Genomic DNA, 23,748 nt, shown 5'->3' with positions numbered 1-23,748 from the left:
TCGCCGTCAGCTCACGACGGCTACGCCGCGCGGGTCCACCGACAGCGCCGATTCGTGCCCGATCTCCAGCACGCTGGAGGGCGGCGCATGCACCTTGAGCGTGTCGCCGCCGCCCAGCGGCCGCACGACGTAGTCCCAGTACTCGCCCAGGTAGGTGCGCGACACGACGGCCACCCGCCCCATCGGCAGCGCGCCCAGCACGTCGGTGCCCAGGTAGAGCGACTGTGGGCGGATCGACACGCGCGCATCGGCGCGGTCGCGCGCGGCCTCGTCCTGGATCGGCACCTCGCCGTGCAGCCCGTCCAGCGTGATGCAGCCCGCGCGCAGTGTTGCACTCACGAGGTTGGTGCGGCCGATGAAGCCGGCCACGAACGGCGTGTGCGGACGGTTGTAGAGGTTCCAGGGCGTATCGATCTGCTCGAGACGGCCGAGGTTGAGCACCGCGATGCGGTCGGAGATGGTCATTGCCTCCGACTGGTCGTGCGTGACGTAGACCGTGGTGAAGCGGAACTCGTCGTGCAGCCGCCGGATCTCGTTGGCCATTTCCTCGCGCAGGTTGGCGTCCAGGTTCGAGAGCGGCTCGTCGAGCAGCAGCACCTCCGGCCGCACGACCATCGCTCGTGCGAGCGCCACGCGCTGCTGCTGGCCGCCCGAGAGCTCGGCCGGGTAGCGGTGCGCCAGGTGCCCGAGGTGCACCACCTCCAGCATTTCGCCCACGCGCCGCTTCGACTCGGCGGCCGGCGTGCGCCGCACGTCGAGGCCGAAGCCCACGTTTTCGGCGACCGTCATGTTCGGCCAGATCGCGTAGCTCTGGAAGATCATCGACATGCCGCGGTGCTCGGGGGGCACCGTGCGGCCCGCGCCGGAGATCTGCTGCCCGTTCATCTCGATCGAACCGGCCGTGAGTTCGATGAAGCCCGCGATCATGCGCAGCGTGGTGGTCTTGCCGCAGCCCGAGGGGCCCAGCAGCGTGACGAGCTCGCCCTGGCGCAGCTCCAGGCTCAGGTCGTTCACCACGGCGGTGGTGCCGTAGTTCTTGTGGATGTTCTTCAGGTGCAGCTTGGACATGTTGGACATGTTGGACATGTTGGACATGTTGGACGTGTTGGGCATGTTGGGCATGGCGTCGGTTCTCTTTCCTTGTGTCTCGGTTCTTCAGAGCCGGCGCAGCATGAAGTCGCGCCCGGCGATGCGCATGCCCGCGGCCACCACCAGCGTGGTGATCATCACCAGCACCACGCCCATCGCGGCCAGCGTCTCGTAGTTGCCCTGCTCGCTCAGGTCGAGCGTGAGCACCGAGACCACGCGCGAGGCCGGGCCGGTGAGGAACACGGCGGTGGACAGCTCCTTCGTGCAGATCACGAAGACCAGGATGAAGACGCCCACCAGCGTGGTCTTGAGCAGCGGAAACACCACCCGCGCAAGCACCGTGATGCGCCCGCCGCCGAGCACGCGCACCGCCTCTTCGAGCTCGGGGTTGAGGGAGCGCACGGCTGCCGCGCAGGCGGTCACCGCGATGGGCAGGAAGCGCGTGGTGAAGGCCACCACGATCAGCGCGCCCGTGCCGTAGAGCGAGAACGGCGGGCCGGCGTAGGCGGCGTAGAGGCCGATCGCGAGGATCAGTCCCGGCACCGCCACCGGCGCCAGCGCGAGGAACTGCACCACGCCCGGCCAGGGCGTGATGCGCCGCTGCACCGCGTAGGCCACGCACAGCCCCATGAGCACGCAGACCAGCGCGGTCGCGCCCGAATAGAGCACCGTGTTCACGATGGCTTCGCGCACCGTGAGCTGCTGGAAGAAGATGTCGTAATAGTTCGCCAGCGTGAGGTTGCCCTTGGTCACGCCGCGGCCCCAGGCCTTGGAGAGCGACGCGAGCACCAGGATGGCCAGCGGCATCACCACCGTGAGCAGCGACACCAGCGCTGCATAGGCCAGGAGCGGCCACTTCCACCAGCCGATGTCGAACGGCCGGCGCTCGCCGCCCTTGCCCGACACCGAGACGAAGCCCTTGCGCGAGAGCAGCCGGCGCTGCACCCAGAGCATGACCACCGTGAGCACCAGGATCGGCATGGAGAACGCGGCCGCCTGCTCCACCCGCAGCGGGTATTCGAAGAAGGACACGATCTGCGTCGTCGCGAGGTTGATGCCCGCCGGAATCGCGATGAGCGCGGGCGTGCCGTAAAGCGCCACCGACTCCAGGAAGATCAAGATCGCCGCGCCCACGATGGACGGCATCACCAGCGGCAGCGTGACGCGCGTGAGCGTTCTGAACTTGCCCGCGCCGTGGATCGAGGCGGCGTCCTCCAGCTCGGTGGAGATGAGGTCCAGCGCCGACTTGGTGAACACGTAGATCAGCGGGAAGGTGTAGAGCGCGATGACGAACGCGAGCCCCCAGAAGCTGTAGATGTTGAACGGGCCCCTGTCATCGCCCGCGCCGCCGAACACCTCCAGCCACAGCCGGTTGAGCCAGCCCGCGTTCGGGCCCGCGAGCAGGATCCACGCGATGGCGCCCAGGAAGTTCGGCATCACGAACGCGGCCAGCACGCCCATGTGCGTGAGGTTGCGGCACGGCATGTTGGTGCGCGAAACGGCCAGCGCGAGCGGCACCCCGAGCGCGAGCGCGAGCACCGTGACCGCACCGCCGAGGTAGAGCGAATTCAGCAGCGCCTGCAGGTTGCGGCTGCGCCCGAGCGCGCTCGTGTAGTTGCGCAGCGTGGCGCCGCCGTCGGCGCTGCTGAAGCTGTCCCACACCAGCCGCAGGATCGGGTTGGCCACCAGCAGCACCAGCGCGACGACCAGGATGCCGAAGAGCCAGAGCGCGGGGTCGGCCAGCCGCGAGGGCACGGCCATGCGCACCGGCTGGGCCGATTGCGGTGCCACCGCCTCAGACGCCGAAAGCATCGCGCCACAGGTCGATGACTTCGGGCACGCCGTCCACCGACTCCTGCGGGTCGGGGCGCAACGCGGTCTTGCTGTCGTCCAGGCCCAGCACGCCGGGGCGCGGCTTGGCACCGGCGCGCTTGGGCACGCCGAAGCGGTCGATCGAGAGCTTGTCGACGTCCTCGCTACCGAGCAGCCATTCCATGAAGAGCTTCGAGGCGTTCGGGTGCGGCGCGTTGGCCATGACGGCCGAGGGCGAGAGCATGAGCACCGGCCCTTCCTTCGGCGCGACGATCGCGAGCGGGTTGCCCTTCTCGGCCATCATCGCCGCGAGGTTGATGGGACCGGCGCCGATGGAGCGCTCGCCCGAGGTGACGGTGGTGACCGTGTCGATGATCGAGCGGCCCACCTGCGGCTTGTTGGCCGCGAGCTTCTTGAACCAGCCATCGCCGTAGAGCTTGCGCATCTCGATGGCCCAGACGCCCACGAAGCCGCTGAAGCCCGGATGGCCTACCGAGGCGAGGCCGCGCCACTTCGGATCGACGAGGTCGTTCCAGCTCTTGGGCGCGTCGGCGGCCTTGACCTTCTGCGTGTTGTAGACGAGCCCGACCATCGCGACGCTGGCCACGTGGTAGTAGCCATCGGGGTCGAGGTTCTGCAGCCGCTTGTCCATGGTGGCGGAGGCCGCGGGCACGTACTTCATGAGCAGCTTGCGCTTCTTCAGATCGAGGTAGTGCGCGATGTCGGTCGAGGAGAAGACGTCGCAGTTGGCCGTCTTCGCCTTCAGGTCCTGGTTCAGGCGCTGGAACGCGACCTGCGCCGTGGTGCGCACCACGTTCACCTTCACGCCCGGGTAGCGCGCGGTGAAGGTGCGCGACATGAGTTCGGCGTCTTCGGAGGGCAGGTAGACGATGTACCAGGTGAGTTCGCCCTCTTTCTTCGCGGCTTCGTGCAGCGCGTCGAGCGAAGTCTGGGCGCTTGCGCTGTGCCACGGCGCGAGCGCGGCCGCCGAAGCGGCGGCGCCGGCCAGGGCATGGAAATGGCGTCGGTTCAGTTGCATGAATGTCTCCATGGCCGGATCTGTGGATGAATGCGCCGGCTCGTTTTCAGTGTATTCATGAGTCTCATAAAAATACATATCTCGTTTCTACGTATTTTTATGAAGCACCTGCGTGCACGATGATGTTTAGAATCCAGCGCATCGGAGACCCTTCATGCCCCCATCGCCACGCATCAATCTCAGCGACAAGATTCGCGCCGCCCTCGAGGCGGAGATCACTTCCGGCCAGTTGGTGGCCGGCTCCCGCATCGACGAGCAGGCGCTCATGGACCGCTTCGAGGTGTCGCGCACCCCGGCGCGCGAGGCCTTGCTGCAGCTCATGTCGGCCGGCCTGGTGACCACGGTGCCGCGCCAGGGCGCGGTGGTGGCGAGCCTCTCGCTGCCGGAATACGTGGCGATGCTGGAAATCCTCATGGAGCTCGAAGGCCTGGCCGCCCGGCTCTCGGCTCGCCGCATGCCCGCCGTGCAGCGCAAGCAACTGGCGTTGGCCGACCAGGCCTGTCGCGACGCCGCCGCGAAGGACGACGCCGAGCTCTACGGCGCAGCCAACAGGAGCTTCCACGAGATCATTTACGACGGCAGCCTGAACGAGGTACTGGCCCGCCAGCTGCGCGCGATGCGGCTGCGCATGCGGCATCCGCAGCGCACCCTCTTCGATCGGCCGGGGCGCATCCGCAATTCGCTGGTGGAGCACAAGCAGGTGCTCGATGCCATCCTGAACGGCGACGAGGACGCCGCCTATCGCGCGATGACCGGCCACATCTCCAGCGGCGGCAACGTGTATGCCGACGCCATCGCCAGCATGCCGCACGGCGTGCCGGTGGCCGCGCCCGTGGCCACACCCGAGGTGGCGGCCGATGCGCTGGCGGTCACGGAGCGTGCCGCGCGCGGGCGCAAGCCCACGGCCAAGTCGACCAGCAAGGCCTGACGCCATGCGCACGCAGGCCATTCGCATCCAGGCCCACGGCGGCCCCGAAGTGCTCGAACAGGTGGAGGTCGAGGTGGGCGATCCCGGACCGGGCGAAGTGCGCATCCGGCAGTCGGCCATCGGCCTGAACTTCGCCGACATCTACCAGCGCCGCGGCTCGCACGGACCGCATGCGGTCACCGCGTTTCCGGTCGTCCTCGGCGCGCAGGGCGCGGGCACCATCGATGCGATCGGACCCGGCGTGGAGGCGGGCCTGCACATCGGGCAGTCGGTGGCGTACTTCCATCCGGGCGCCTATCAGGCGGTGCGCAACATTCCAGCGCACCGGGTCGTGCCGCTGCCTGTGGGCATATCCGAAGAAGTCGCGGGCGCCACGTTGCTGCGCGGGCTCACGGCCGAGTACCTGCTCAGGCGCCTGTACCCCGTCGCGCCCGGCGAGGCGGTGCTGGTGCACGCGGCGGCCGGGGGCATGGGCGTGATCCTTTCCCAGTGGGCGCGCGCGCTCGGCGCGACGGTGATCGGCACCGTCGGCTCCGAGGCCAAGATGGCGATCGCGCGCGCGCACGGCTGCCACCACGTCATCGACTACCGCCGCGAGGACTTCGTGGCGCGCACGCTCGAATGCACGGGCGGCCAGGGCGTCTCGGTGGTCTACGACGCGGTCGGCAAGGATGTGTTCCTGCCCTCGCTCGATTGCCTCAAGCCCCTGGGCATGGCGATCAACTACGGCACCGCGTCGGGCGACGTGGAAGCCTTCGACCTGCAGCGGCTGCATGCGAAATCGCTGAGCGTGTCGCGGCCCACGCTGCGCACCTTCATCGCCACGGCAGCCGACCTGCGGCGCGGCGCGGCGGCGTTGTTCGACGCGGTGCTCGGCGGCCAGGTGACGCTCGAAGTGGGCCACCGCTATCCGCTCGCCGAGGCGCGCCGCGCGCACGAGGAACTCGAAAGCCGCGCCACTACCGGCGCCGCTGTGCTGATCCCCTGAAGGAAACCTTCGCCATGAAGCTCTACCACGGCTGGCTCTCCAGCGCGTCGCGCCGCGTGCGCCTGTGCCTCGCCGAAAAAGGCCTCGCCTACGAAAGCATTCCCATCGACATGGGAAAGCAGGAGCACCATTCGCCCGCTTATCTCGCGATGAACCCGAACGGCGTCGTGCCGGCGCTGCGGCTGGACAACGGCGCTTCGCTCTACGAGAGCTCGACCATCTGCGAGTACCTGGACGACGTGCATCCGCAGCCGCCGCTCAGGCCGGCCGATGCATACGACCGCGCGGTGATGCGCAACTTCGTGCGCTGGACCGACGAGAAATCCCTGCCGCATCTCCTCGTCCTGAACTGGAGCATCGCGCTGCAGCCTGGCGCGAGCCAGTGGAGCGACGCGCAGCTCAAGGAGCGCCTTGAACGCATTCCGACGCCCGAGCGCCGCGAGGCCTGGACACGCATCGCGCGGCAGCCCTATACCGACGAAGAGAAAGCGGTGGCGCTCGAGAAGCTGCTGGCGCTGCTCGGCAAGATGGAAGCGATGCTCGCGGACAGCGGCGACTGGCTGGTCGGCGGCGCCTATTCGCTGGCCGACATCGCGGCCGTGCCGTTCGTGGCGCGCATCGCCGAACTCGCACCGGATGCGCTGTCGCACGACCGCTGCCCGCGCACGGCCGGCTGGTGGGCGCGCGTCCAGCAGCGCCCCGCCTTCGCGCTCGCACGCTTCGATCGCTTCGACGCCGCGCTGCGCCAGCGCGACGCGGCGGCTGCGCTCAGTCCTGCACCCGCCCGCGCAGGCTCTTGATCTGCGAACGCTGGCTCTTGCCTTCGAGCCGGCGCTGCTTCGAACCGTAGGTGGGCTTGGTGGCGCGCCGCACGCGCGGCGGCGTGGCCACGGTGTCGACGACCGCCTGCAGCCGCGCGAGCGCGTCGGCACGGTTCATCTCCTGCGTGCGGTGCTGCTGCGCCTTGAGCACGAAGACGCCCTCCTGCGTGATGCGGCTGTCGCGCAATGCGAGCAGCCGCTCCTTCACATCGGCGGGCAGCGAACTGGCGTGGATGTCATAGCGCAGGTGCACCGCGCTCGACACCTTGTTGACGTTCTGCCCACCCGCGCCCTGCGCACGAATGGCGCTGATCTCGACTTCGTCGGGGTCGATCAGGATGGGTGGGCGGAGCATGTCCGCAAGTGTGCCCCGAACGCGCTCAGACGCGCTCGAACACGGCCGCAATGCCCTGCCCGCCGCCGATGCACATCGTGACCAGCGCATAGCGGCCACCCGAGCGATGCAGCTCGGCGATCGCCTTCGTCGTGATGATCGCGCCGGTCGCGCCCACCGGATGGCCGAGCGAAATGCCCGAGCCGTTCGGGTTCACCCTGGCCGGATCGAAGCCCAGCTCCTTGATGACCGCGCAGGCCTGCGCCGCGAAGGCTTCGTTCGACTCGATCACGTCGAAGTCGCTGACCTTGAGGCCCGTGCGCTCCAGCACCTTGCGCGTGGCCGGCACCGGGCCGATGCCCATGTACCCAGGTTCGACGCCGGCGTGCGCGTAGCCGACGAGGCGCGCGAGGGGCTTCAGGCCCAGCGCCTTCACGCGGCCGCCTTCGGCCAGCACGACGGCCGCCGCGCCGTCGTTGATGCCCGAGGCATTGCCGGCGGTGACGAGGCCGTCCTTCTTGAACGCGGGCTTCATCTTCGAGAGCGTGTCCACGGTGGTGTCGGCGCGCACATGCTCGTCGGTGTCGAACAGCACGACGCCCTTGCGCGTCTTCATTTCGACCGGAACGATCTGTTCCTTGAAGCGGCCCGCGGCAATGGCGGCGGCGGCGCGCTGCTGGCTGGTGGCGGCCAGCTCGTCCATCTGCTCGCGCGTGATGCCGTAGCGCGCGGCCACGTTCTCGGCGGTGATGCCCATGTGGATCTTCTCCCACGGGTCGTGCAGGATGCCCAGCATGTAGTCGACCAGCACCGCGTCGCCCATGCGTGCGCCGTAGCGCGCCGAGGTGTCGAAGTACGGGCCGCGGCTCATCGATTCCGAACCGCCGCCGATGGCGATGTCGCAGTCGCCCAGCGCAATCGCCTGCGCCGCCGACACGATAGCCTGCAGGCCCGAGCCGCAGAGGCGGTTGACGTTGAAGGCCGGCGTCTCGATGGGGCAGCCCGCATCGATGGCGGCCACGCGGCTCAGGTACGCGTCCTTCACGTCGGTGGGGATCACATTGCCCATCACCACATGGCCGATGGCATCGGGCGCGAGGCCGCTGCGTTCGATGGCGGCCTTGACAGCGGTGGTGGCCAGTTGGGTGTTGGGCACGTCCTTCAGCGCGCCGCCGAAGGTGCCGATGGCGGTGCGGGCGGTGCCGACCACGAAGATGTCGCGTTGGGTCATGGTGTGGTTCTCCTGGATTGAAAAAAATCGGTTCGCGGCCGGTCACCCGGCCTTCACGGCGGCGGGCTTGCGACGCGCCACGGCCGGGCGGTGCAGCACGCCATTGAGCAGCAGCTCGATGCCCTGGTCGGCGATCTGGTCGGGCGTCAGGTCGCCGTCGGGGCGGTACCAGCGGCCGATCCAGCTGAGCGCGCCGGCCAGCATGAAGGCTGCCATCTTCGGATCGCAGGGCGCGAGCGAGCCTTCGGCCACGCCGTCCTCGATGAGCCGGCGGAACTGGCCGTCGATGCCGGCCTTCAGGCGGCGCAGCTCCTTCTTGAGCGGCGCGGGCAGCGGGTCTTCGCCGATGCGGATCACGCACATGCCGAAGTCCTGCGTCACCACGCCCGAGTAGATGCGCATGCAGGCCTTGAGCTGGTCGATGGCGCTGCCGCCCGCGGCGCGCACCTCGTCGATGCCGGTCTGCATCAGGTCGAGCGCGGTCTTCACGCACTCCAGCAGGATCTGGTCCTTGCTCTCCACGTAGTAATAGAGCGTGGGCTTGCTCACGTTGAGCCGCTCGGCAATGTCGTCGAGCGAGGTCGCATGGAAGCCGCGCTCGTTGAAGAGCTGCGCGGCCGTCTGCAGCACGGCATTGCGCTTGACTTCGCGCTGCTGCGCGCGCTTGTCGGCAGGCTCCCAGGGGGAGGGAGAGAGGGGTTGGCGGAGTGCTGGGGCTTGGCGAGGCATGGGAGGCATCGGGTTTCTGCGGGCGGGGAAAGTCCGGATGCCGCGCAATGCGGCGAACTGTGACATTACCCGCCAGTAGGAATTTTACGGGCCAGTAGCTTTTCTGCCCCTGGACACAAACCCTGACCCTATCGCCTCCCTCTTAGCCATGCCTGACGAGCCCTCGCGGGGCGCCTCCCCGCACCCTTCTCCGGCTGCCACCGTGCTGCAGGTGGAGGCGTTGACGCTCGCATTCGGCGGCGTGAAGGCGCTGACCAACGTGGGCTTCGACGTCGCGCCCGGCTCGATCACCGCGGTGATCGGCCCCAACGGCGCAGGCAAGACATCGCTCTTCAACACCATCTCGGGCTTCTACAAGCCGGCAGAGGGCCGCGTGCTCTTCGAGGGCGAAGACATCACCCGCGTGCCCGCGCCGAAGCGCGCCGCGCTCGGCCTCGCGCGCAGCTTCCAGAACATCGCGCTCTTTCGCGGCATGACCGTGCTCGACAACATCAAGCTCGGCCGCCATGCACACCTGAAGACCAACGTGTTCGACGCTCTCTTCTACCTGGGCCGCGCCCGCCGCGAGGAAGCCGAGCTGCGGCGCGATGTGGAGGAACGGATCATCGACTTCCTGGAGATCGACCACATCCGCCACGCCTCGGTCGCCGCCCTGCCCTACGGCCTGCAGAAGCGCGTGGAGATGGCGCGCGCCCTCGCCATGCAGCCCAAGGTGCTGATGCTCGACGAGCCCGTGGCCGGCATGAACCGCGAGGAGACCGAAGACATGGCGCGCTTCATCCTCGACGTGCGGCGCGAGTGGGGCATCACGGTGCTGATGGTGGAGCACGACATGGGCATGGTGATGGACCTGTCCGACCACGTGGTGGTGCTCAACTTCGGCCAGGTCATCGCAGAGGGCACGCCGTCGCAGGTGCAGGCCGACCCCGAGGTGATCCGCGCATACCTCGGCGCGGGCGACGTCGGCGAACTGCGCCGGCGCCTGCGCGGCGAAACCGCGGCGGGGGTGGCCTGATGGATTGGGCCTACCTCTTCGAGATCGCGCTCACCGGCATTGCCGGCGGCGGCCTCTATGCATTGGCCGCCCTCGCCTTCGTGCTGGTCTACAAGGCCACGCGCGTGGTCAACATCGCCATCGGCGAGATGCTGATGGTCGGCGCGTACCTGTTCTTCACTTTTGCCGCGAGCTTCTCGCTGCCGATCTGGCTCGCGGTGCTGGGCTCGGTGATAGGCACCGGCCTCCTGGGCGCTGTGATCGAGCGCACGATGATCCGCCCGCTGCTCGGCGAGCCGCCGATCTCGGTGTTCATGGTGACGGTCGGGCTCGCATCGATCCTCGTCGGCCTGGTCGAGATCATCTGGACCGCCGACCAGCGCCGCCTGCCCGAGTTCCTGCCCAACGCGCCGGTGATGGTCGGCGAGGCGTTCCTCGCACCCAAGATCGCCTACGGCGCGCTGATCGCCGTGGTGCTGATCGGCATGGTGCTGCTGCTGTTCCGTTTCTGGCGCGGCGGCGTGGCACTGCGGGCCACCGCCTCCGACCAGGCCGCGGCCTACTCGATGGGCATCAACGTGCCGCGCGTGTTTTCGCTCGCCTGGGTGGCCTCGGCCATGATCGCGGCGGTGGCCGGCATCATCGTCGGCGCCATCGGCGGCATCTCGTCCTCGATGGGCGTGTTCGGCCTGTCGGTGCTGGTGGTGGTGATCGTCGGCGGGCTCGACAGCGTGCTCGGTGCGCTGGTCGGCGGTGTCTTCATCGGACTGGTCGAGGCGCTCGCGGGTTCGTACCTCGGCGGCGAATACAAGCTGCTCGCCACCTTCATCGTGCTGGTGCTCGTGCTGATGGTGCGGCCCTACGGGCTCTTCGGCACGCACGAGATCGAGAGGCTCTGAAATGCGCATCGGCACCCTCAAGCAAAGCTATGTCGCCGATGCGGCGCTGTTCGACTCGCGCACGCAGAAGATGTGGCTCGCGATCGGTGCGGCGCTGCTGGTGCTGTTCCCGTTCATGGCCAGCGACTATTGGCTGTACCTCGCATGCCTCGTGGCCATCAACGTGGCGAGCGCCACGGGCCTGAACATTCTCACCGGCTACACCGGCCTGGTGAGCCTGGGCCAGGCGGCGTTCATGGGCCTGGGCGCCTACACCGTCGCGATCATGCAGACGCGGCTGGGAACGCCCTTCCTGCTGAACATCGCCGCGGGCGGCGTGGTCGCCATGCTCGGCGGCTTGATCGTCGGGATTCCCTCGCTGCGCGTGAAGGGCCTGTACCTGGCGATCGCGACCATCGCGGCCTCGTTCATCACGCACTTTCTGTTCGCCAACCTCAAGCTCACGGGCGGCACCACCGGCATCTCGCTGCCGCCGGCGCAACTCTTCGGCCTGCCGCTGGACACCTCTTTCCGCCTCTACTGGGTGATCGTGCCGGTCATGCTGCTGATGGTGCTGGGCGCGGCCAACCTCTTTCGCACCCGCGTGGGCCGGGCCTTCATCGCGATCCGCGACCGCGACATCTCGGCCGAGGTGCTGGGCATTCCGCTCCTGCGCTACAAGCTGCTGTCGTTCGGGCTCTCGTCGTTCTACGCGGGCGTAGCCGGTGGCCTGTGGGCCTACTTCTTCCGCGTGGTCACGCCCGAGAGCTTTCCGCTCTTGATGTCGATCTTCTTCCTGGCCGCCATCATCGTCGGCGGCATGGGCACGATCCTGGGCGGCATCTTCGGCGCGGTGTTCATGACGATGGTGCCCGAGCTGCTCAAGCTCATCGTCGACCTGCTGCCCGGCGGCGTCGAGATGACCGTGTTTCTCTCACCCGTGCGCACCGTCGTGTTCGGGCTGCTGATCGTCGGATTTCTGGTGTTCGAGCCGCACGGGCTCGCAGAAGTGTGGCGGCGCATACGCCGCTTTTTCCATCTATGGCCGTTCCGCAACTGAGCCTATTCCAACAGGAGACAAGCATGCCCAAGACACCGAAGACACCGAAGCTTTCACAACACCGCCGTGCACTGCTGATCGCCGCGGGCCTCGCTGCCGCCGTGCCGTTCGCGCACGCCCAAGGCACCGAGGACATCGTCATCGGCGGCTCCATCCCGATGACCGGCGTGTTCGCCTTCGCGGGCGTCGGCATCAACGCCGGCATTGCCGACTACGTGAAGATCGTCAACGACGCGGGCGGCATCAAGGGGCGCAAGCTGCGCTATGTGCCCGAAGACACGGGCTACAAGGTCGACGTGTCGGTCGCAGCCTTCAAGAAGATCACGAGCCAGAACAAGGTCAACCTCTACTACGGCGACTCGACGGGCTTCTCCAAGACCATCAACCCCGAGCTGGACCGCAGCGGGCAGATCCTGATGGCGGGCGCCTCGTTCGCGACCGAGCTCAACGACGCCGCCAAGTACCCGAACCAGTTCCTGGTCGGCCCCGACTACACCGAGCAGATCGGCATCCTGCTGCGCCACATCGCCAAGGAGAAGCCGGGCGCGAAGGTGGCCTTCGTGTACTCCGATTCCGAATTCGGCCGCGACCCCATCGAAGCCAGCGAAGCCGCGGCAAAGAAGCTCGGCCTCACGGTGCCGGTGAAGCTCATGACGCCGGCCGGCAGCGTCGACGTGTCCACGGAGGTCATCAAGCTGCGCCGCGCCGCGCCCGACTACACCATCTTCCACGGCTACATCCTCGCGCCGATTCCGGAGTTCGTGCAGCAGGGCAAGCAGATGGGCATGACCAGCAAGTGGATGGGCACCTTCTGGACCATGGACAGCTCCACCGTGATGAAGATGGGCGAAGGCGCCGATGGCTTCATGGGCGTGATGCCCTACCGCTACTACTACGACACCTCGGCCAAGGCGCCGATGCTCGACAAGATCCGCGCGCTGCGCCCCGAGTACCAGAGCACGGCCTACACGCAGGGCTTTCTCACCGCGATGCTGTTCACCGAGGCGGCCAGGCGCACCCTCGACGCGGGCAAGCCGCTGGACGGCAAGAACCTGAAGGCCTCGCTCAACACCATCAAGGACTTCGACACGGGCGGGATCATCGGCACGCCGATCACCATCAAGGGCAACTCGATTCCGGTGGGCCGCGTCTACAAGGCCGACATGAAGGCGCAGAAGATGGTGCCGGCGTCGGACTGGATCTCGCTGAACTGAGCCATGCATCCGCCCGCGGCCGCGCCTGCTTCCGGAAAAGTTGACCTCGTTCTGGAGGTCAACAACATCGAAGTGGTCTACAACAAGGTGGTGCAGGTGCTGCGTGGCCTGTCGCTGGCCGTGCCGCGCGGGCAGATCGTCGCGCTGCTGGGGAGCAACGGCGCCGGCAAGTCGACCACGCTGAAGGCGGTGTCGGGGCTGCTGGCGCTCGAGGACGGCGAGGTGGAAGCCGGTCGCATCGTGTTCGATGGCGCGCCGACCGCTCAACTGGCGCCGCAGCAGCTCGTGCGGCGCGGGCTCAGCCATGTCATGGAAGGCCGGCGTGTCTTCGAGGACCTCACGGTCGAGGAAAACCTCGTGGCCGCGACCTATGCGCTGACGGGGCGCGAAGGCGCCGCAGCGCCGCGCAACTTCGACGACGTGTACGCCTATTTCCCCCGCCTGCACGAGCGCCGCAAGGGCCTTGCGGGCTATCTCTCCGGCGGCGAGCAGCAGATGCTGGCCATCGGCCGCGCGCTGGTCGCGCAACCCAAGCTGATCCTGCTGGACGAGCCCTCGCTGGGCCTCTCGCCCAAGCTGGTGGAAGACATCTTCACGATCATTGCGCGCATCAACGCCGAGCGCGGCACCTCGATGCTGCTGGTCGAGCAGAACGCGAGCGTCGCGCTGGCCATCGCGCACACGGGCTACATCATGGAAAGCGGCAAGGTGGTGATCGACGGCAGCGCCGAGCGCCTGGCCGCCGACCCCGATGTGCGCGAGTTCTACCTGGGCGTGGGCGGCAGCGGCGAATCGCGCAGCTTCCGCGCGCTCAAGCACTACAAGCGCCGCAAGCGCTGGCTCTCATGACCGATGCCGCCCTTCCCTTGCTGACCCTGCCGCAGATGCTGCGCGAGCAGGCGCGCCTGCGGCCCCACGACATCGCGATACGCCAGAAGGACTTCGGCATCTGGCATCCGCTGGACTGGACCGGGTACCTGCAGCGCGCCACCCGCTTCGGCCTCGGCCTGCATGCGATGGGCCTGGCACCAGGCGGGCACCTGGGCGTGATTTCCGAGAACCGCGTCGAATGGCTGCTCGCGCAGATGGGCGCGGGGCTGATCGGCGCGGTCACGGTCGGCGTCTACCCGACCAGCCCGAGCAACGAGGTGGCCTACGTGGTCGGGCATGCGGACATCGAGGTGATCGTCTGCGAGGACCAGGAGCAGACCGACAAGGTGCTCGACGCGATGGCGCAACTGCCGCGCCTGCGCAAGATCGTCGTGATCGAGACCAAGGGCCTCGCGAGCTATCTGCCCGAAGTGCGCGGCCTCATCGCGACGTTCGCGGAGGTCGAGCAAGCCGGCGCCGAGGTGCAGGCCCGGGACGGCACCTCGCTGGTCGATGCCGCGCTCGCACGCCAGACGCTCGCCGACACCGGCTTGATGATCTACACCTCGGGCTCCACCGGCAAGCCCAAGGGCGCGATGATTTCCTACCGCAACATCCGCGGCGTGGTGCCCGGCATCGTCGAGCGGCTCGGGCTCGATGGCGACACCACGCACCTGTCGTACCTGCCGCTGTGCCACGTGGCCGAGCAGATGCTCACGGCCTTCGTGCCGGTGTACCTGGGCTCGCAGGTGAACTTCGGCGAATCGATCCGCACCGTGCAGGAAGACCTGCGCGAAGTCGCGCCCACGATGTTCCTCGGCGTGCCGCGCATCTGGGAGAAGCTGCATGCGGGTATCAGCATCAAGATGCAGGAGGCGGGGCGCGTGCAGCGTGCGCTCTTCCATCGGGCCATCGCGGCCTGCGCGCCGCTCGCCGAGAAGCCGCGCAACACATGGACGCTGGCCGAGCGCGGCCGCTTCGCCCTCGCCTACTGGACGGTGCTGCGCGCGCTGCAGAACTTCATCGGCTTGCGCCGCGCGCGTGTCGCGCTCACTGGCGCGGCGCCGATTCCGGCGGACGTGGTGCGCTTCTTTCGCACGCTGGGCGTGCCGCTGGTGGAGGTGTACGGCCTCACGGAATCGACCGGCATGATCGCCGGCCACCGCAGCGACGCAGTGAAGATCGGCACCGTCGGTCCGCCCACGCAAGGCACCGAACATCGCGTCGGCGAAGCGGGCGAACTGCTGGTGCGCGGCGAGATGGTGTTCGAGGGCTACTACAAGAACCCCGAGGCCACGGCCTCATCGATTCGCGACGGGTGGCTGTACACGGGCGATGTGGTGCGCGAGGAAGACGGGCATCTGCGCATCGTCGACCGGCTGAAGGACATCATGATCACGGCGGGCGGCAAGAACCTCACGCCGTCCGAGATCGAGAACACCATGAAGGGCAGCCCCTTCATCAAGGAATGCATCGTGGTGGCGGATGGCCGAAAGTTCGTCGGCGCGTTGCTGCAGATCGACTACGAAACGGTGGGCAAGTGGGCGGAGGCCGAGCGCATTTCGTTCACCCATTTCCGCTCGCTGGTGGAAGAGCCGCGGGTGCGATCGCTCATCGAGGCGGAAATTGCGCGCGGCAACGAGAAGCTGGCGCAGGTGTCGCAGATCAGGCGTTTTCATCTGCTCACCAAAGAGTTGGATCATGACGACGGTGAAGTCACCGCGACCATGAAGGTGCGGCGCTCCAGCATCTACAAGACCTACGCCAGCGAGATCGAGGCGCTGTACAGCGCCTGATCGGCTGTGTCTCAGTCGCCGCGAACGGGGCGGGCACGCACGTCGGTCACATCGTCCGCGCGTCCGCCCAGCGCCATGGGGCTGCGCACCGATTCGCCGCGTGCGCGCGCGCTGACCACGTCGGCGGCCGTGGGCTCGGCCGGCTTTGCCGCATTGCGAAATCGATCGAAGCCCGAGCGCGGATTGAAGCGCCCGCCCATCGAAGTCATCCAGGGCGTCACGGGCTTGCCCGTGAGACGCCCCCAGGCGTAGCGCACGCCCCACACGGCGGCCAGCAGCATGACCGCGACGGCGAGGCTGGCCGCGAAAACCAGCCCCAGGAGCAGAAGAATGACGCGAAGAATGAAGTTCATCATCCGACTTTAGGCCGAGGCCGCCGCCGTTGGTTCCCTGCCCTTGCTGAACGAGAACTGGCCCGGCGACTGGATCGGGTCGGTGTTGACCTCGATCGTGTCCTTCGGCCCGAAGCTGCCGTCCAGCAGCAGCTTCGAGAGCGGGTTCTCGATGCGTTGCTGGATCGCGCGCTTCAACGGCCGCGCACCGAACACCGGGTCAAAGCCGACCTTGGCGATCTCGGCCAGCGCCGCGGGCGACACCTCCAGGCCCAGGTCCATCTTCGCGAGGCGCGCCTTGAGCACCTTCAGCTGGATCGCGGCGATCGATTCGATGTTCTTCGCGTCGAGCGCATGGAACACGACCGTCTCGTCGATGCGGTTCAGGAACTCGGGGCGGAAGTAGTTCTTCAGCTCGTCCCACACCGCTTCCTTGATCTCTTCGGAAGGCTTGCCCACCATGGCCTGGATGATCGGCGAGCCGATGTTGCTCGTCATCACGATCACGGTGTTCTTGAAGTCCACGGTGCGGCCCTGGCCATCGGTGAGGCGGCCATCGTCGAGTACCTGCAGCAGCACGTTGAAGACGTCCGGGTGCGCCTTCTCGACCTCGTCGAGCAGCACCACGCTGTAGGGCTTGCGGCGCACGGCCTCGGTGAGGTAGCCGCCCTCTTCATAGCCCACGTAGCCCGGCGGCGCGCCGATGAGGCGTGCGACCGAATGCTTCTCCATGAACTCGCTCATGTCGATGCGGATCAGGTGGTCTTCGCTGTCGAACAGGAAGCCCGCGAGCGCCTTGCACAGCTCGGTCTTGCCCACGCCCGTGGGGCCGAGGAACAGGAACGAGCCCGTGGGGCGGTTGGGGTCGGACAGGCCCGAGCGCGAGCGGCGGATCGCATTGGCGACCGCACCGATGGCCTCGTCCTGGCCGACCACGCGCTCGTGCAGCTTGTCTTCCATCACGAGCAGCTTGTCGCGCTCGCCCTGCATCAGCTTGGCGACCGGAATGCCGGTGGCGCGCGCCACGACCTCGGCGATTTCTTCCGCGCCGACCTGGGTGCGCAGCAGCGTGGGCGCGCTGGACTTGCCCTTGCTCGCCTCGCTGGCCTCGGCTTCCTTCAGGCGCTTTTCGAGCGCGGGGAGCTGGCCGTATTGGAGCTCGGCCAACTTGTTGAAGTCGCCCTTGCGCTCCCATTCCTTGATCTCGGTCTTGAGCTTCTCGATTTCTTCGCGGATGTGCGCGCTGCCCTGGGCCTGGGCCTTCTCGGCCTGCCAGATCTCGTCGTAGTCGGCGATTTCCTTCTGCAGCTTGGCGATCTCGTCCTCGATGAGGCCGAAGCGCTTCTGCGAGGCTTCGTCTTTCTCGCGGCGCACGGCTTCGCGCTCGATCTGCAGCTGGATGAGGCGGCGGTCGAGGCGGTCCATCACCTCGGGCTTGGAGTCCATCTCGATCTTGATCTTGGCCGCGGCCTCGTCGATCAGGTCGATGGCCTTGTCGGGCAGGAAGCGGTCGGTGATGTAGCGGTCGGACAGTTCGGCCGCGGCCACGATAGCCGGGTCGGTGATCTGCACGCCGTGGTGCACTTCGTACTTCTCCTGCAGCCCGCGCAGGATCGCGATGGTGGCCTCGACGCTCGGCTCGCCCACGATGATCTTCTGGAAGCGGCGCTCCAGGGCTGCATCTTTCTCGATGTACTTGCGGTATTCGTCCAGCGTGGTGGCGCCCACGCAGTGCAGCTCGCCGCGCGCGAGCGCGGGCTTGAGCATGTTGCCCGCGTCCATCGCGCCCTCGGCCTTGCCGGCGCCGACCATGGTGTGCAGCTCGTCGATGAAGACGATGGTCTGGCCTTCGTCCTTCGCGAGCTCGTTGAGCACGGTCTTCAGGCGCTCCTCGAATTCGCCGCGGAACTTGGCACCCGCCAGCAGCGAGGCCATGTCGAGCGACAGCACGCGTTTGCCCTTGAGCGAATCGGGCACCTCGCCCGCGACGATGCGCTGCGCGAGGCCTTCGACGATGGCGGTCTTGCCCACGCCGGGTTCGCCGATGAGCACGGGGTTGTTCTTGGTGCGGCGTTGCAGCACCTGGATGGCACGGCGGATTTCCTCGTCGCGGCCGATGACCGGGTCGAGCTTGCCGAGGCGCGCGCGCTCGGTCAGGTCCATGGTGTATTTTTTCAGCGCCTCGCGCTGGCCTTCGGCATCGGCGCTGTTCACGCCCTGCCCGCCGCGCACGGCGTCGATGGCCGACTCGAGCGACTTGCGGCTCAGGCCGTTTTCCTTGGCGATCCTGCCGATGTCGGACTTGCTGTCGGCCACGGCCAAAAGGAAAAGTTCGCCGGCGATGAACTGGTCATTGCGCTTGATGGCTTCCTTCTCGGTGGCCTGCAGCAGCTTGCCCAGCTCGGGGCCGACCTGCACGATGTCGTGGCCCTGCACCTGGGGCAGCTTCTTGATGGCGGCTTCGGCAGCCTGTGCGAGACCCGGCACATTGACGCCGGCACGCTCCAGCAGGGCGCGCGGGCCGTCGTCCTGGCGCAGCATCGCGACCAGCAGGTGGGCCGGTTCGATGTAGGCGTTGTCGTTGCCGAGCGCCAGCGTCTGCGCGTCGCTCAGCGCTTCCTGAAATTTGGTGGTGAGTTTGTCTTGTCGCATGGTGGTATTCCTGCATCCAAAATAGGGCCGTTCGGGCACGATTCAAGGTTGCAAACCGGGCTCGCGCCTTGGGCACGGGTATTGCACGGTGCCCCGCACCTTTCTGCCGTAGGCATTTCTCTCTCTCGAATGGAGTCGATCATGGTTTTTTCAATGCAGCGCGTCCAGCCGGTGCGCCGCGCGCTCAGCGTGGGTCTCTTTGCGGCTGCCGCATGCCTGTTCGGCCTGCCCGGCCTCGCGCAGGCCCAGAGCGGCACGCCGATCCGCATCCTGGTGGGCTTCCCCGCCGGTGCCGGCACCGACGCCATTGCGCGCACCTTGGGTGAAAAGCTCAAGGACGTGCTGGGCGTGCCGGTGGTGGTCGAGAACCGCGGCGGCGCGGGCGGGCAGATCGCCGCGACGGTGCTGAAGTCGTCGCCCGCCGATGGCCACACCCTGCTCCTCTCGCACGACCACACGATCTCGATCCTGCCGCAGGTGGTGAAGAACCCGGGCTTCAACCCCGCCACCGATTTCGTGCCCGTGGCTGGTTTCGCCACCTTCGCCAACGTGCTGGCCGTCTCGGGCGGCACGCCGGCCCAGAGCATCGACGAGTACGTCAAGTGGGTCCGCACGCAGAAGGATGGCAAGGAGACCATCGGCATTCCGGCGCCGGCCTCGATTCCCGAATTCCTGGTGAAGATGATCTCGGACAAGTACAAGATCGACGCACAGCCCGCGCCCTACCGCGGCAGCGCGCCGATGGTGGCCGACATGCTGGGCAACCAGATCACTGCGGGCATCGCCTCGGTGCCCGACTTCATCGAGAACCACAAGGCGGGCAAGGTGCGCATCGTGGCCTCCATCGGCGCCAAGCGCCAGGCGGTGATTCCGAACGTGCCGACCTTCACCGAGCTCGGTTTCTCGAACCTGGAAGACCTGCCCTACTACGGCATCTTCGCGCCGGTGGGCACGCCGCAGCCGATCATCGACAAGTACGGCGATGCGCTGCAGAAGGTGCTGGCGATGCCCGACGTGAAGCAGAAGCTGACGACGATGGGGCTGACGGTCGGCTACGAGCCGCAGGGCCAGTTCGCGGGCCGCGTGCGCTCGTACACGCAGACCTGGGAACGGATCATCCAGGCCAGCGGGTTCAAGCCGCTCTGAGCCTCTTGCTCCCTCTCCCCTCGGGGGGAGAGAGTTGGGGTGAGGGTGAGCAGCGACCAACACCCCACGATGTTGTGAAGCCGCTGCCCTCACCCTATCCCGCTCCCAGAGGGAGAGGGGACAAGTCAGGCGTTGTTGGCGCTGATGCCCCAACGCGCCAACGCCGCGTCGTCGCTGACGCGCGCATCGACCCAGCGGGCGCCTTCGGGCGTCTGTTCTTTTTTCCAGAACGGGGCTTGGGTCTTCAGGTAGTCCATCAGGAACTCGCAGGCCTCGAAGCTCTGGCCGCGGTGCGCCGAGATCACCGCCACCATCATGATCTGGTCGAGCGGCTGCAGGAGGCCGACGCGGTGGATCACGCGGGCGCCGAGGATATCGAAGCGCTTGTGCGCCTCGTCGATCATGGCCTCGATGGCCTTCTCGGTCATGCCCGGGTAGTGCTCCAGTTCCATCGATGCGACGGTGCTGCCGTCGTTGCGGTCGCGAACGGTGCCGATGAAGCTGCAGACCGCGCCCACGCGCTTGTCGCCCGCGCGCAACGCGCCCAGCTCCTGGCTCAAGTCGAAATCACCCGTCTGGATCGAAACACGCGCAACGCTCATGTCCGGATTGTGTCATCGAGATAGACTGCGTTCATGCCTTGCTTCGCCACACTCTTCACGGTGCCCTCGCACCCCGAGAGTCGTTGCGCGCGCCAAGGCAGCAAAGCCAAAAAACCAAAGCTCGTCTGACCGGAGCTGCGGTTCCGTCGTCGGATGAGCGACGGAACCTGCCAAGAGGCTTTGATCCCAGCATGGTTGTGCGCGCATCGGACGGTGGTTCTTTCCATCGGTCGATTCCTGAAAGGAAGCCTGCGTGCCACAACAACAAGCCACCCGCCCCACCCCTGATTTTTCGGGCCTCTGGATTCCGCTCGTCACGCCGTTTCGCGACGGCGCGGTCGACCATGGGGTGCTCGCCGCGCTGACCCGGCGCCTCGCCGCCGACGGCGTGGCGGGCTTCGTGGTCTGCGGCTCGACCGGCGAAGCCGCCGCGCTCGACGAGGCGGAACAACTGGCGTCGCTCGACACCGTGCAGGCGGCCGCCGCTGGCCTGCCGGTCGTCATGGGCCTCTCGGGCTATCACCTGGGCAAGACGACGGCCTGGGTGCGCAAGCTCTCGGAACGGCCGCTCGCGGGCCTGCTGGTGCCCGCTCCGAACTACATCCGCCCGTCGCAAGCCGGACTGCTCGAATGGTTCCGCGCGATTGCCGATGCAAGCGCGCTGCCGGTGCTGATCTACGACATCCCTTACCGCACCGGCGCCACCCTCTCGCGCGAGACGCTGCTCGCGCTGGCCGCGCACCCACGCATTCGGGGCATCAAGGACTGCGGCGGCGACATGGCCAAGACGCGCGCGCTGATCGCCGATGGCCGGCTGCAGGTGCTGTCGGGCGAAGACCACCAGATCTTCTCGACGGTGGCCGAAGGCGGCGTGGGCGCCATCGCTGCGAGCGGGCATGTGCAGACGAAGCGCTTCGTGCAGGTGCTGCGCCTCCTGGCCGACAACCGCGTGGCCGAAGCGCGCGCCGAATGGCAACCGCTTCAACCGTTGATCGAGATGCTGTTCGCCGAATCGAACCCCGGCCCGGTAAAGGCATTGCTCGCTCATGCCGATGCGATGCGCGACGAACTGCGCTCGCCGATGACGCGCGCCTCCGACAGTCTTCGCGAGCGCCTCGTGGCGCTGGACGCGCGGCTCAGCCGCCCGTAACCGGCGGGAAGAACGCGACCTCGCAGCCTTCGTGCAGGGCTGCGGCTTCGTCGCTCATCACTTGGTCGAGCGCCATGCGCACCGCCTTGCCGCGCGCGAGGGCGGTGGCGTGCGCACCGCCGCGTGCGATGAGTTCGTCGCGCAATGCGGCGAGCGTTTCGGCGTGGGTGTCGACGGTTTCGTTGCTGCTGGAGAGTGCCTCGCGCACCGAGGCGAAATAACGGATCTGGACCTTCATGGGAATCTCAGGCAAGCAGCGAGGCGAAGGGAATGAAGTTCACGGTGTCGCCCGACTTGATCGTCTGGCCCGAGGGGTTGTCGACCACGCCGTCGCCCCAGACCATCGAGGTCAGCACGCCCGAGCTCTGGTTGGCGAACAGGTCGAGCCCGTCCGCGGCGTTGCGCCGCGCGCGCAGGAACTCGCGGCGCTTGTCGGCGCGGAGCCAGTCGAAATCGGCACGCATCTGCACGGCCTCGGGTGTCACGCGCTCGGCGCCCTGCAACGTCAGCAGGAACGGGCGCACGAGCATCAGGAAGGTGAGAAAGCTCGACACCGGATTGCCGGGCAGCCCCGTGACATGGCACACGCCCTGTCCGTTGCTGCGCGCAATGGACCCATAGGCGAAGGGCTTGCCGGGCTTCATCGACAACGACCACAACTGCAGTTCGCCGAGCGTCTGCAGCGCGGCGCGGATGTGGTCTTCTTCGCCGACCGAAACGCCGCCGGTCGTGATGATCAGGTCGCTCGACTCGGCCGCGTCGCGAAGTGCCGCGATGGTGGTCTCGCGGTTGTCCGGCACGATGCCCAGGTCGTTCACCTCGCAGCCCAGCCGGTGCAGCAAGGCGCGCATGAAGAAGCGGTTGGAGTTGTAGATCGCGCCGGGCTTCATCGCATCGGGCGCTACCTCGCCGGGCATCACCAGCTCGTCGCCGGTGGAGAGCATCGCCACGCGCGGCTTGCGCGTCACCTGCAGCTTGTGGAAGCCGACGCTGGCGGCGAGGCCAAGCGCCGCGGGCGTGAGGCGTTCGCCCTTCTTCAGCACGACGTCCCCGGAGGCCACGTCCTCGCCCGCGCGGCGCACCCATTGGCCGGCCGCAGGAACGATCGCGATGCGCACCGAACCCAGGCTGCCTTCCTGCGGCGTGGCGGTCGTGTCTTCCTGCATCACGACGGCGTCGGCGCCCTCGGGAATCTGCGCGCCGGTGAAGATGCGCGCCGCGGTGCCGGCCGCGAGCGGCGTGCCGACGGTGCCGGCGGGAATGCGCTGCGTCACCTGGAGCACGGTGCCGGGCTCGGCGCAATCGGCTGCGCGCACCGCATAACCGTCCATCGCGCTGTTGTCGCGCGGCGGCACGGTGAGGCCCGAGACGAGATCCTGCGCAAGCACGCGGCCGTCGGCGTCGAAGGTGACGACGCTCTCCTCGGGAAGCTTCGGTGCGGCCTTGGCCAGCAACTGCGCGATGGCCTCGTCCAGCGGCATCAGCGGAGGCCGCGCGTTGGACGCGGAGAACGGAACGGGAGGTGTGTCAGCCATGGTGTTCCGGGTTGTACTCGAAGCGCTCGCCATTGGCGATGAGCCACCGCGCGATGGCCTCGGCGTCGTTGAGGTCGAACAGCGGCCGGGCCGTGGGCTCCGGCAAGCTGTCCGGCGCGTCGGTCGCGATGGCGGTGACGAAGGGATCGTCCGGATAAAGCACGGGCCGCAGCGCCTCGCCCGCCCCGGGCTGGCGCCAGACTTCGATCTTGTGCACGTTGCCGTGGCGAAAGCCCTCGACCAGCACCCAGTCGGCAACCGGATGCACCTCGGCGAGCAACTGGTGCACGCTGAGCTCGACCGGCGTTTCGAATTCGCGCATCACCGCCAGGCGCTTGTCGGAGGCGACGACCACCTCGAAGGCGCCGGCCTCGCGGTGGCGGTATGTGTCCTTGCCCGGATGGTCGATGTCGAACTTGTGGTGCGCGTGCTTGACCACCGAGACGCGCTGGCCGAACCGCTTGAGCACGGGAATCAGCTTTTCGACCAGCGTGGTCTTGCCCGCGCCCGAGTAACCGGCGAAGCCGACGACCTTCATGCCCGGGCTC

The 23,748-nt window shown here is 67.6% G+C and carries 23 protein-coding genes; 11 read left to right on the top strand and 12 right to left on the bottom strand.

Annotation, left to right across the window (positions count from 1 at the left end):
• Positions 1–6: 6 nt before the first annotated feature.
• From VARPA_RS10620 to VARPA_RS10610, 3 genes are read right to left on the bottom strand one after another with little or no spacing between them, the layout of a single operon-like run.
• Positions 7–1,122, bottom strand: coding sequence for an ABC transporter ATP-binding protein (locus tag VARPA_RS10620; protein WP_013540559.1), 1,116 nt, complete (start codon positions 1,120–1,122; stop codon positions 7–9).
• Positions 1,123–1,155: 33 nt separating this feature from the next.
• Complete coding sequence (locus tag VARPA_RS10615) at positions 1,156–2,901, bottom strand: ABC transporter permease (protein ID WP_013540558.1); 1,746 nt, start codon at positions 2,899–2,901, stop codon at positions 1,156–1,158.
• Complete coding sequence (locus VARPA_RS10610; protein WP_013540557.1) at positions 2,885–3,940, bottom strand: ABC transporter substrate-binding protein; 1,056 nt, start codon at positions 3,938–3,940, stop codon at positions 2,885–2,887. The genes VARPA_RS10615 and VARPA_RS10610 overlap by 17 nt, the downstream gene beginning before the upstream one ends.
• A gap of 154 nt (positions 3,941–4,094) precedes the next feature.
• On the opposite strand from VARPA_RS10610, the gene VARPA_RS10605 reads away from it, so the two are divergent.
• From VARPA_RS10605 to VARPA_RS10595, 3 genes are read left to right on the top strand one after another with little or no spacing between them, the layout of a single operon-like run.
• A complete protein-coding gene (locus VARPA_RS10605) occupies positions 4,095–4,868 on the top strand; it encodes a GntR family transcriptional regulator (protein WP_013540556.1) in 774 nt (257 codons plus the stop codon).
• A 4-nt stretch (positions 4,869–4,872) separates the two neighbouring features.
• Entirely contained in the window at positions 4,873–5,856 is a 984-nt protein-coding gene (locus tag VARPA_RS10600; RefSeq protein WP_013540555.1) for a quinone oxidoreductase family protein, read from the top strand.
• Positions 5,857–5,870: 14 nt separating this feature from the next.
• A complete protein-coding gene (locus tag VARPA_RS10595) occupies positions 5,871–6,656 on the top strand; it encodes a glutathione S-transferase family protein (RefSeq protein WP_013540554.1) in 786 nt (261 codons plus the stop codon).
• Here the strand turns inward: VARPA_RS10595 and arfB are convergent.
• The 3 genes from arfB to VARPA_RS10580 are packed head-to-tail and all read right to left on the bottom strand — an operon-like array spanning position 6,625 to position 8,980.
• Positions 6,625–7,032, bottom strand: a complete 408-nt coding sequence (gene arfB, locus VARPA_RS10590) for an alternative ribosome rescue aminoacyl-tRNA hydrolase ArfB (RefSeq protein WP_013540553.1) — start codon at positions 7,030–7,032, stop codon at positions 6,625–6,627. The genes VARPA_RS10595 and arfB overlap by 32 nt on opposite strands.
• A gap of 25 nt (positions 7,033–7,057) precedes the next feature.
• Complete coding sequence (locus VARPA_RS10585; protein ID WP_013540552.1) at positions 7,058–8,242, bottom strand: acetyl-CoA C-acyltransferase family protein; 1,185 nt, start codon at positions 8,240–8,242, stop codon at positions 7,058–7,060.
• A gap of 42 nt (positions 8,243–8,284) precedes the next feature.
• Positions 8,285–8,980 carry a TetR/AcrR family transcriptional regulator gene (locus VARPA_RS10580; RefSeq protein WP_041942851.1) on the bottom strand — a complete coding sequence of 232 codons (696 nt, stop codon included), beginning with the start codon at positions 8,978–8,980 and terminating at the stop codon, positions 8,285–8,287.
• A 139-nt stretch (positions 8,981–9,119) separates the two neighbouring features.
• Between VARPA_RS10580 and VARPA_RS10575 the strand changes: the two genes are divergently transcribed.
• Genes VARPA_RS10575 through VARPA_RS10550 form a run of 6 tightly spaced genes read left to right on the top strand, consistent with a single transcriptional unit; the run spans position 9,120 to position 15,783 of the window.
• Positions 9,120–9,986, top strand: a complete 867-nt coding sequence (locus tag VARPA_RS10575; RefSeq protein ID WP_013540550.1) for an ABC transporter ATP-binding protein — start codon at positions 9,120–9,122, stop codon at positions 9,984–9,986.
• A complete protein-coding gene (locus VARPA_RS10570; protein WP_013540549.1) occupies positions 9,986–10,864 on the top strand; it encodes a branched-chain amino acid ABC transporter permease in 879 nt (292 codons plus the stop codon). Before VARPA_RS10575 ends, VARPA_RS10570 begins: the two co-directional genes overlap by 1 nt.
• A 1-nt stretch (position 10,865) precedes the next feature.
• Positions 10,866–11,903 carry a branched-chain amino acid ABC transporter permease gene (locus VARPA_RS10565; RefSeq protein WP_013540548.1) on the top strand — a complete coding sequence of 346 codons (1,038 nt, stop codon included), beginning with the start codon at positions 10,866–10,868 and terminating at the stop codon, positions 11,901–11,903.
• A 23-nt stretch (positions 11,904–11,926) separates the two neighbouring features.
• A complete protein-coding gene (locus tag VARPA_RS10560; RefSeq protein ID WP_013540547.1) occupies positions 11,927–13,117 on the top strand; it encodes an ABC transporter substrate-binding protein in 1,191 nt (396 codons plus the stop codon).
• Between the two features lie 3 nt (positions 13,118–13,120).
• Positions 13,121–13,966 carry an ABC transporter ATP-binding protein gene (locus VARPA_RS10555; protein WP_013540546.1) on the top strand — a complete coding sequence of 282 codons (846 nt, stop codon included), beginning with the start codon at positions 13,121–13,123 and terminating at the stop codon, positions 13,964–13,966.
• The gene (locus VARPA_RS10550) at positions 13,963–15,783 is read left to right on the top strand and encodes an AMP-dependent synthetase/ligase (RefSeq protein WP_013540545.1); all 1,821 of its coding nucleotides are present in this window, start codon (positions 13,963–13,965) and stop codon (positions 15,781–15,783) included. Before VARPA_RS10555 ends, VARPA_RS10550 begins: the two co-directional genes overlap by 4 nt.
• Before the next feature lie 11 nt (positions 15,784–15,794).
• On the opposite strand, the gene VARPA_RS10545 is transcribed toward VARPA_RS10550, so the two are convergent.
• Both VARPA_RS10545 and clpB read right to left on the bottom strand, forming a co-directional pair.
• Positions 15,795–16,139, bottom strand: coding sequence for a hypothetical protein (locus tag VARPA_RS10545; RefSeq protein WP_013540544.1), 345 nt, complete (start codon positions 16,137–16,139; stop codon positions 15,795–15,797).
• Between the two features lie 6 nt (positions 16,140–16,145).
• The gene (clpB, locus tag VARPA_RS10540) at positions 16,146–18,767 is read right to left on the bottom strand and encodes an ATP-dependent chaperone ClpB (protein ID WP_013540543.1); all 2,622 of its coding nucleotides are present in this window, start codon (positions 18,765–18,767) and stop codon (positions 16,146–16,148) included.
• Positions 18,768–18,908: 141 nt separating this feature from the next.
• On the opposite strand from clpB, the gene VARPA_RS10535 reads away from it, so the two are divergent.
• Positions 18,909–19,913, top strand: coding sequence for a Bug family tripartite tricarboxylate transporter substrate binding protein (locus VARPA_RS10535; RefSeq protein WP_013540542.1), 1,005 nt, complete (start codon positions 18,909–18,911; stop codon positions 19,911–19,913).
• A gap of 125 nt (positions 19,914–20,038) precedes the next feature.
• Here the strand turns inward: VARPA_RS10535 and VARPA_RS10530 are convergent, their stop codons facing one another.
• Complete coding sequence (locus tag VARPA_RS10530; RefSeq protein WP_013540541.1) at positions 20,039–20,515, bottom strand: molybdenum cofactor biosynthesis protein MoaE; 477 nt, start codon at positions 20,513–20,515, stop codon at positions 20,039–20,041.
• 253 nt (positions 20,516–20,768) lie between these two features.
• Between VARPA_RS10530 and dapA the strand changes: the two genes are divergently transcribed.
• Positions 20,769–21,665 (top strand): 4-hydroxy-tetrahydrodipicolinate synthase, encoded by an 897-nt coding sequence (gene dapA / locus VARPA_RS10525; protein ID WP_013540540.1) that lies wholly within the window; start codon positions 20,769–20,771, stop codon positions 21,663–21,665.
• Here dapA and moaD read toward each other — a convergent pair.
• From moaD to mobB, 3 genes are read right to left on the bottom strand one after another with little or no spacing between them, the layout of a single operon-like run.
• On the bottom strand, positions 21,652–21,903 hold the full coding sequence (moaD, locus tag VARPA_RS10520; protein ID WP_013540539.1) for a molybdopterin converting factor subunit 1: 252 nt from the start codon (positions 21,901–21,903) through the stop codon (positions 21,652–21,654). The genes dapA and moaD overlap by 14 nt on opposite strands.
• Before the next feature lie 7 nt (positions 21,904–21,910).
• Positions 21,911–23,200 carry a gephyrin-like molybdotransferase Glp gene (glp, locus tag VARPA_RS10515; RefSeq protein WP_013540538.1) on the bottom strand — a complete coding sequence of 430 codons (1,290 nt, stop codon included), beginning with the start codon at positions 23,198–23,200 and terminating at the stop codon, positions 21,911–21,913.
• The gene (mobB, locus tag VARPA_RS10510; RefSeq protein ID WP_013540537.1) at positions 23,193–23,738 is read right to left on the bottom strand and encodes a molybdopterin-guanine dinucleotide biosynthesis protein B; all 546 of its coding nucleotides are present in this window, start codon (positions 23,736–23,738) and stop codon (positions 23,193–23,195) included. Before mobB ends, glp begins: the two co-directional genes overlap by 8 nt.
• Positions 23,739–23,748 lie beyond the last annotated feature (10 nt).

It is taken from the genome of Variovorax paradoxus EPS, from assembly GCF_000184745.1.
Taxonomy (GTDB): domain Bacteria; phylum Pseudomonadota; class Gammaproteobacteria; order Burkholderiales; family Burkholderiaceae_C; genus Variovorax; species Variovorax paradoxus_C.
This window is presented reverse-complemented; position numbering and strand designations above follow the sequence as displayed.

Coding starts and splice junctions, on each gene's coding strand:
- VARPA_RS10610 (WP_013540557.1), bottom strand. CDS start 3,940: ATGCAACTGAACCGACGCCATTTCCATGCCCTGGCCGGCGCCGCCGCT.
- mobB (WP_013540537.1), bottom strand. CDS start 23,738: ATGAAGGTCGTCGGCTTCGCCGGTTACTCGGGCGCGGGCAAGACCACG.
- glp (WP_013540538.1), bottom strand. CDS start 23,200: ATGGCTGACACACCTCCCGTTCCGTTCTCCGCGTCCAACGCGCGGCCT.
- VARPA_RS10530 (WP_013540541.1), bottom strand. CDS start 20,515: ATGAGCGTTGCGCGTGTTTCGATCCAGACGGGTGATTTCGACTTGAGC.
- VARPA_RS10570 (WP_013540549.1), top strand. CDS start 9,986: ATGGATTGGGCCTACCTCTTCGAGATCGCGCTCACCGGCATTGCCGGC.
- VARPA_RS10580 (WP_041942851.1), bottom strand. CDS start 8,980: ATGCCTCCCATGCCTCGCCAAGCCCCAGCACTCCGCCAACCCCTCTCT.
- arfB (WP_013540553.1), bottom strand. CDS start 7,032: ATGCTCCGCCCACCCATCCTGATCGACCCCGACGAAGTCGAGATCAGC.
- VARPA_RS10565 (WP_013540548.1), top strand. CDS start 10,866: ATGCGCATCGGCACCCTCAAGCAAAGCTATGTCGCCGATGCGGCGCTG.
- VARPA_RS10585 (WP_013540552.1), bottom strand. CDS start 8,242: ATGACCCAACGCGACATCTTCGTGGTCGGCACCGCCCGCACCGCCATC.
- VARPA_RS10555 (WP_013540546.1), top strand. CDS start 13,121: ATGCATCCGCCCGCGGCCGCGCCTGCTTCCGGAAAAGTTGACCTCGTT.
- VARPA_RS10535 (WP_013540542.1), top strand. CDS start 18,909: ATGGTTTTTTCAATGCAGCGCGTCCAGCCGGTGCGCCGCGCGCTCAGC.
- VARPA_RS10605 (WP_013540556.1), top strand. CDS start 4,095: ATGCCCCCATCGCCACGCATCAATCTCAGCGACAAGATTCGCGCCGCC.
- clpB (WP_013540543.1), bottom strand. CDS start 18,767: ATGCGACAAGACAAACTCACCACCAAATTTCAGGAAGCGCTGAGCGAC.
- VARPA_RS10575 (WP_013540550.1), top strand. CDS start 9,120: ATGCCTGACGAGCCCTCGCGGGGCGCCTCCCCGCACCCTTCTCCGGCT.
- VARPA_RS10615 (WP_013540558.1), bottom strand. CDS start 2,901: ATGCTTTCGGCGTCTGAGGCGGTGGCACCGCAATCGGCCCAGCCGGTG.
- VARPA_RS10545 (WP_013540544.1), bottom strand. CDS start 16,139: ATGATGAACTTCATTCTTCGCGTCATTCTTCTGCTCCTGGGGCTGGTT.
- VARPA_RS10600 (WP_013540555.1), top strand. CDS start 4,873: ATGCGCACGCAGGCCATTCGCATCCAGGCCCACGGCGGCCCCGAAGTG.
- VARPA_RS10620 (WP_013540559.1), bottom strand. CDS start 1,122: ATGCCCAACATGCCCAACACGTCCAACATGTCCAACATGTCCAACATG.
- moaD (WP_013540539.1), bottom strand. CDS start 21,903: ATGAAGGTCCAGATCCGTTATTTCGCCTCGGTGCGCGAGGCACTCTCC.
- VARPA_RS10560 (WP_013540547.1), top strand. CDS start 11,927: ATGCCCAAGACACCGAAGACACCGAAGCTTTCACAACACCGCCGTGCA.
- VARPA_RS10595 (WP_013540554.1), top strand. CDS start 5,871: ATGAAGCTCTACCACGGCTGGCTCTCCAGCGCGTCGCGCCGCGTGCGC.
- VARPA_RS10550 (WP_013540545.1), top strand. CDS start 13,963: ATGACCGATGCCGCCCTTCCCTTGCTGACCCTGCCGCAGATGCTGCGC.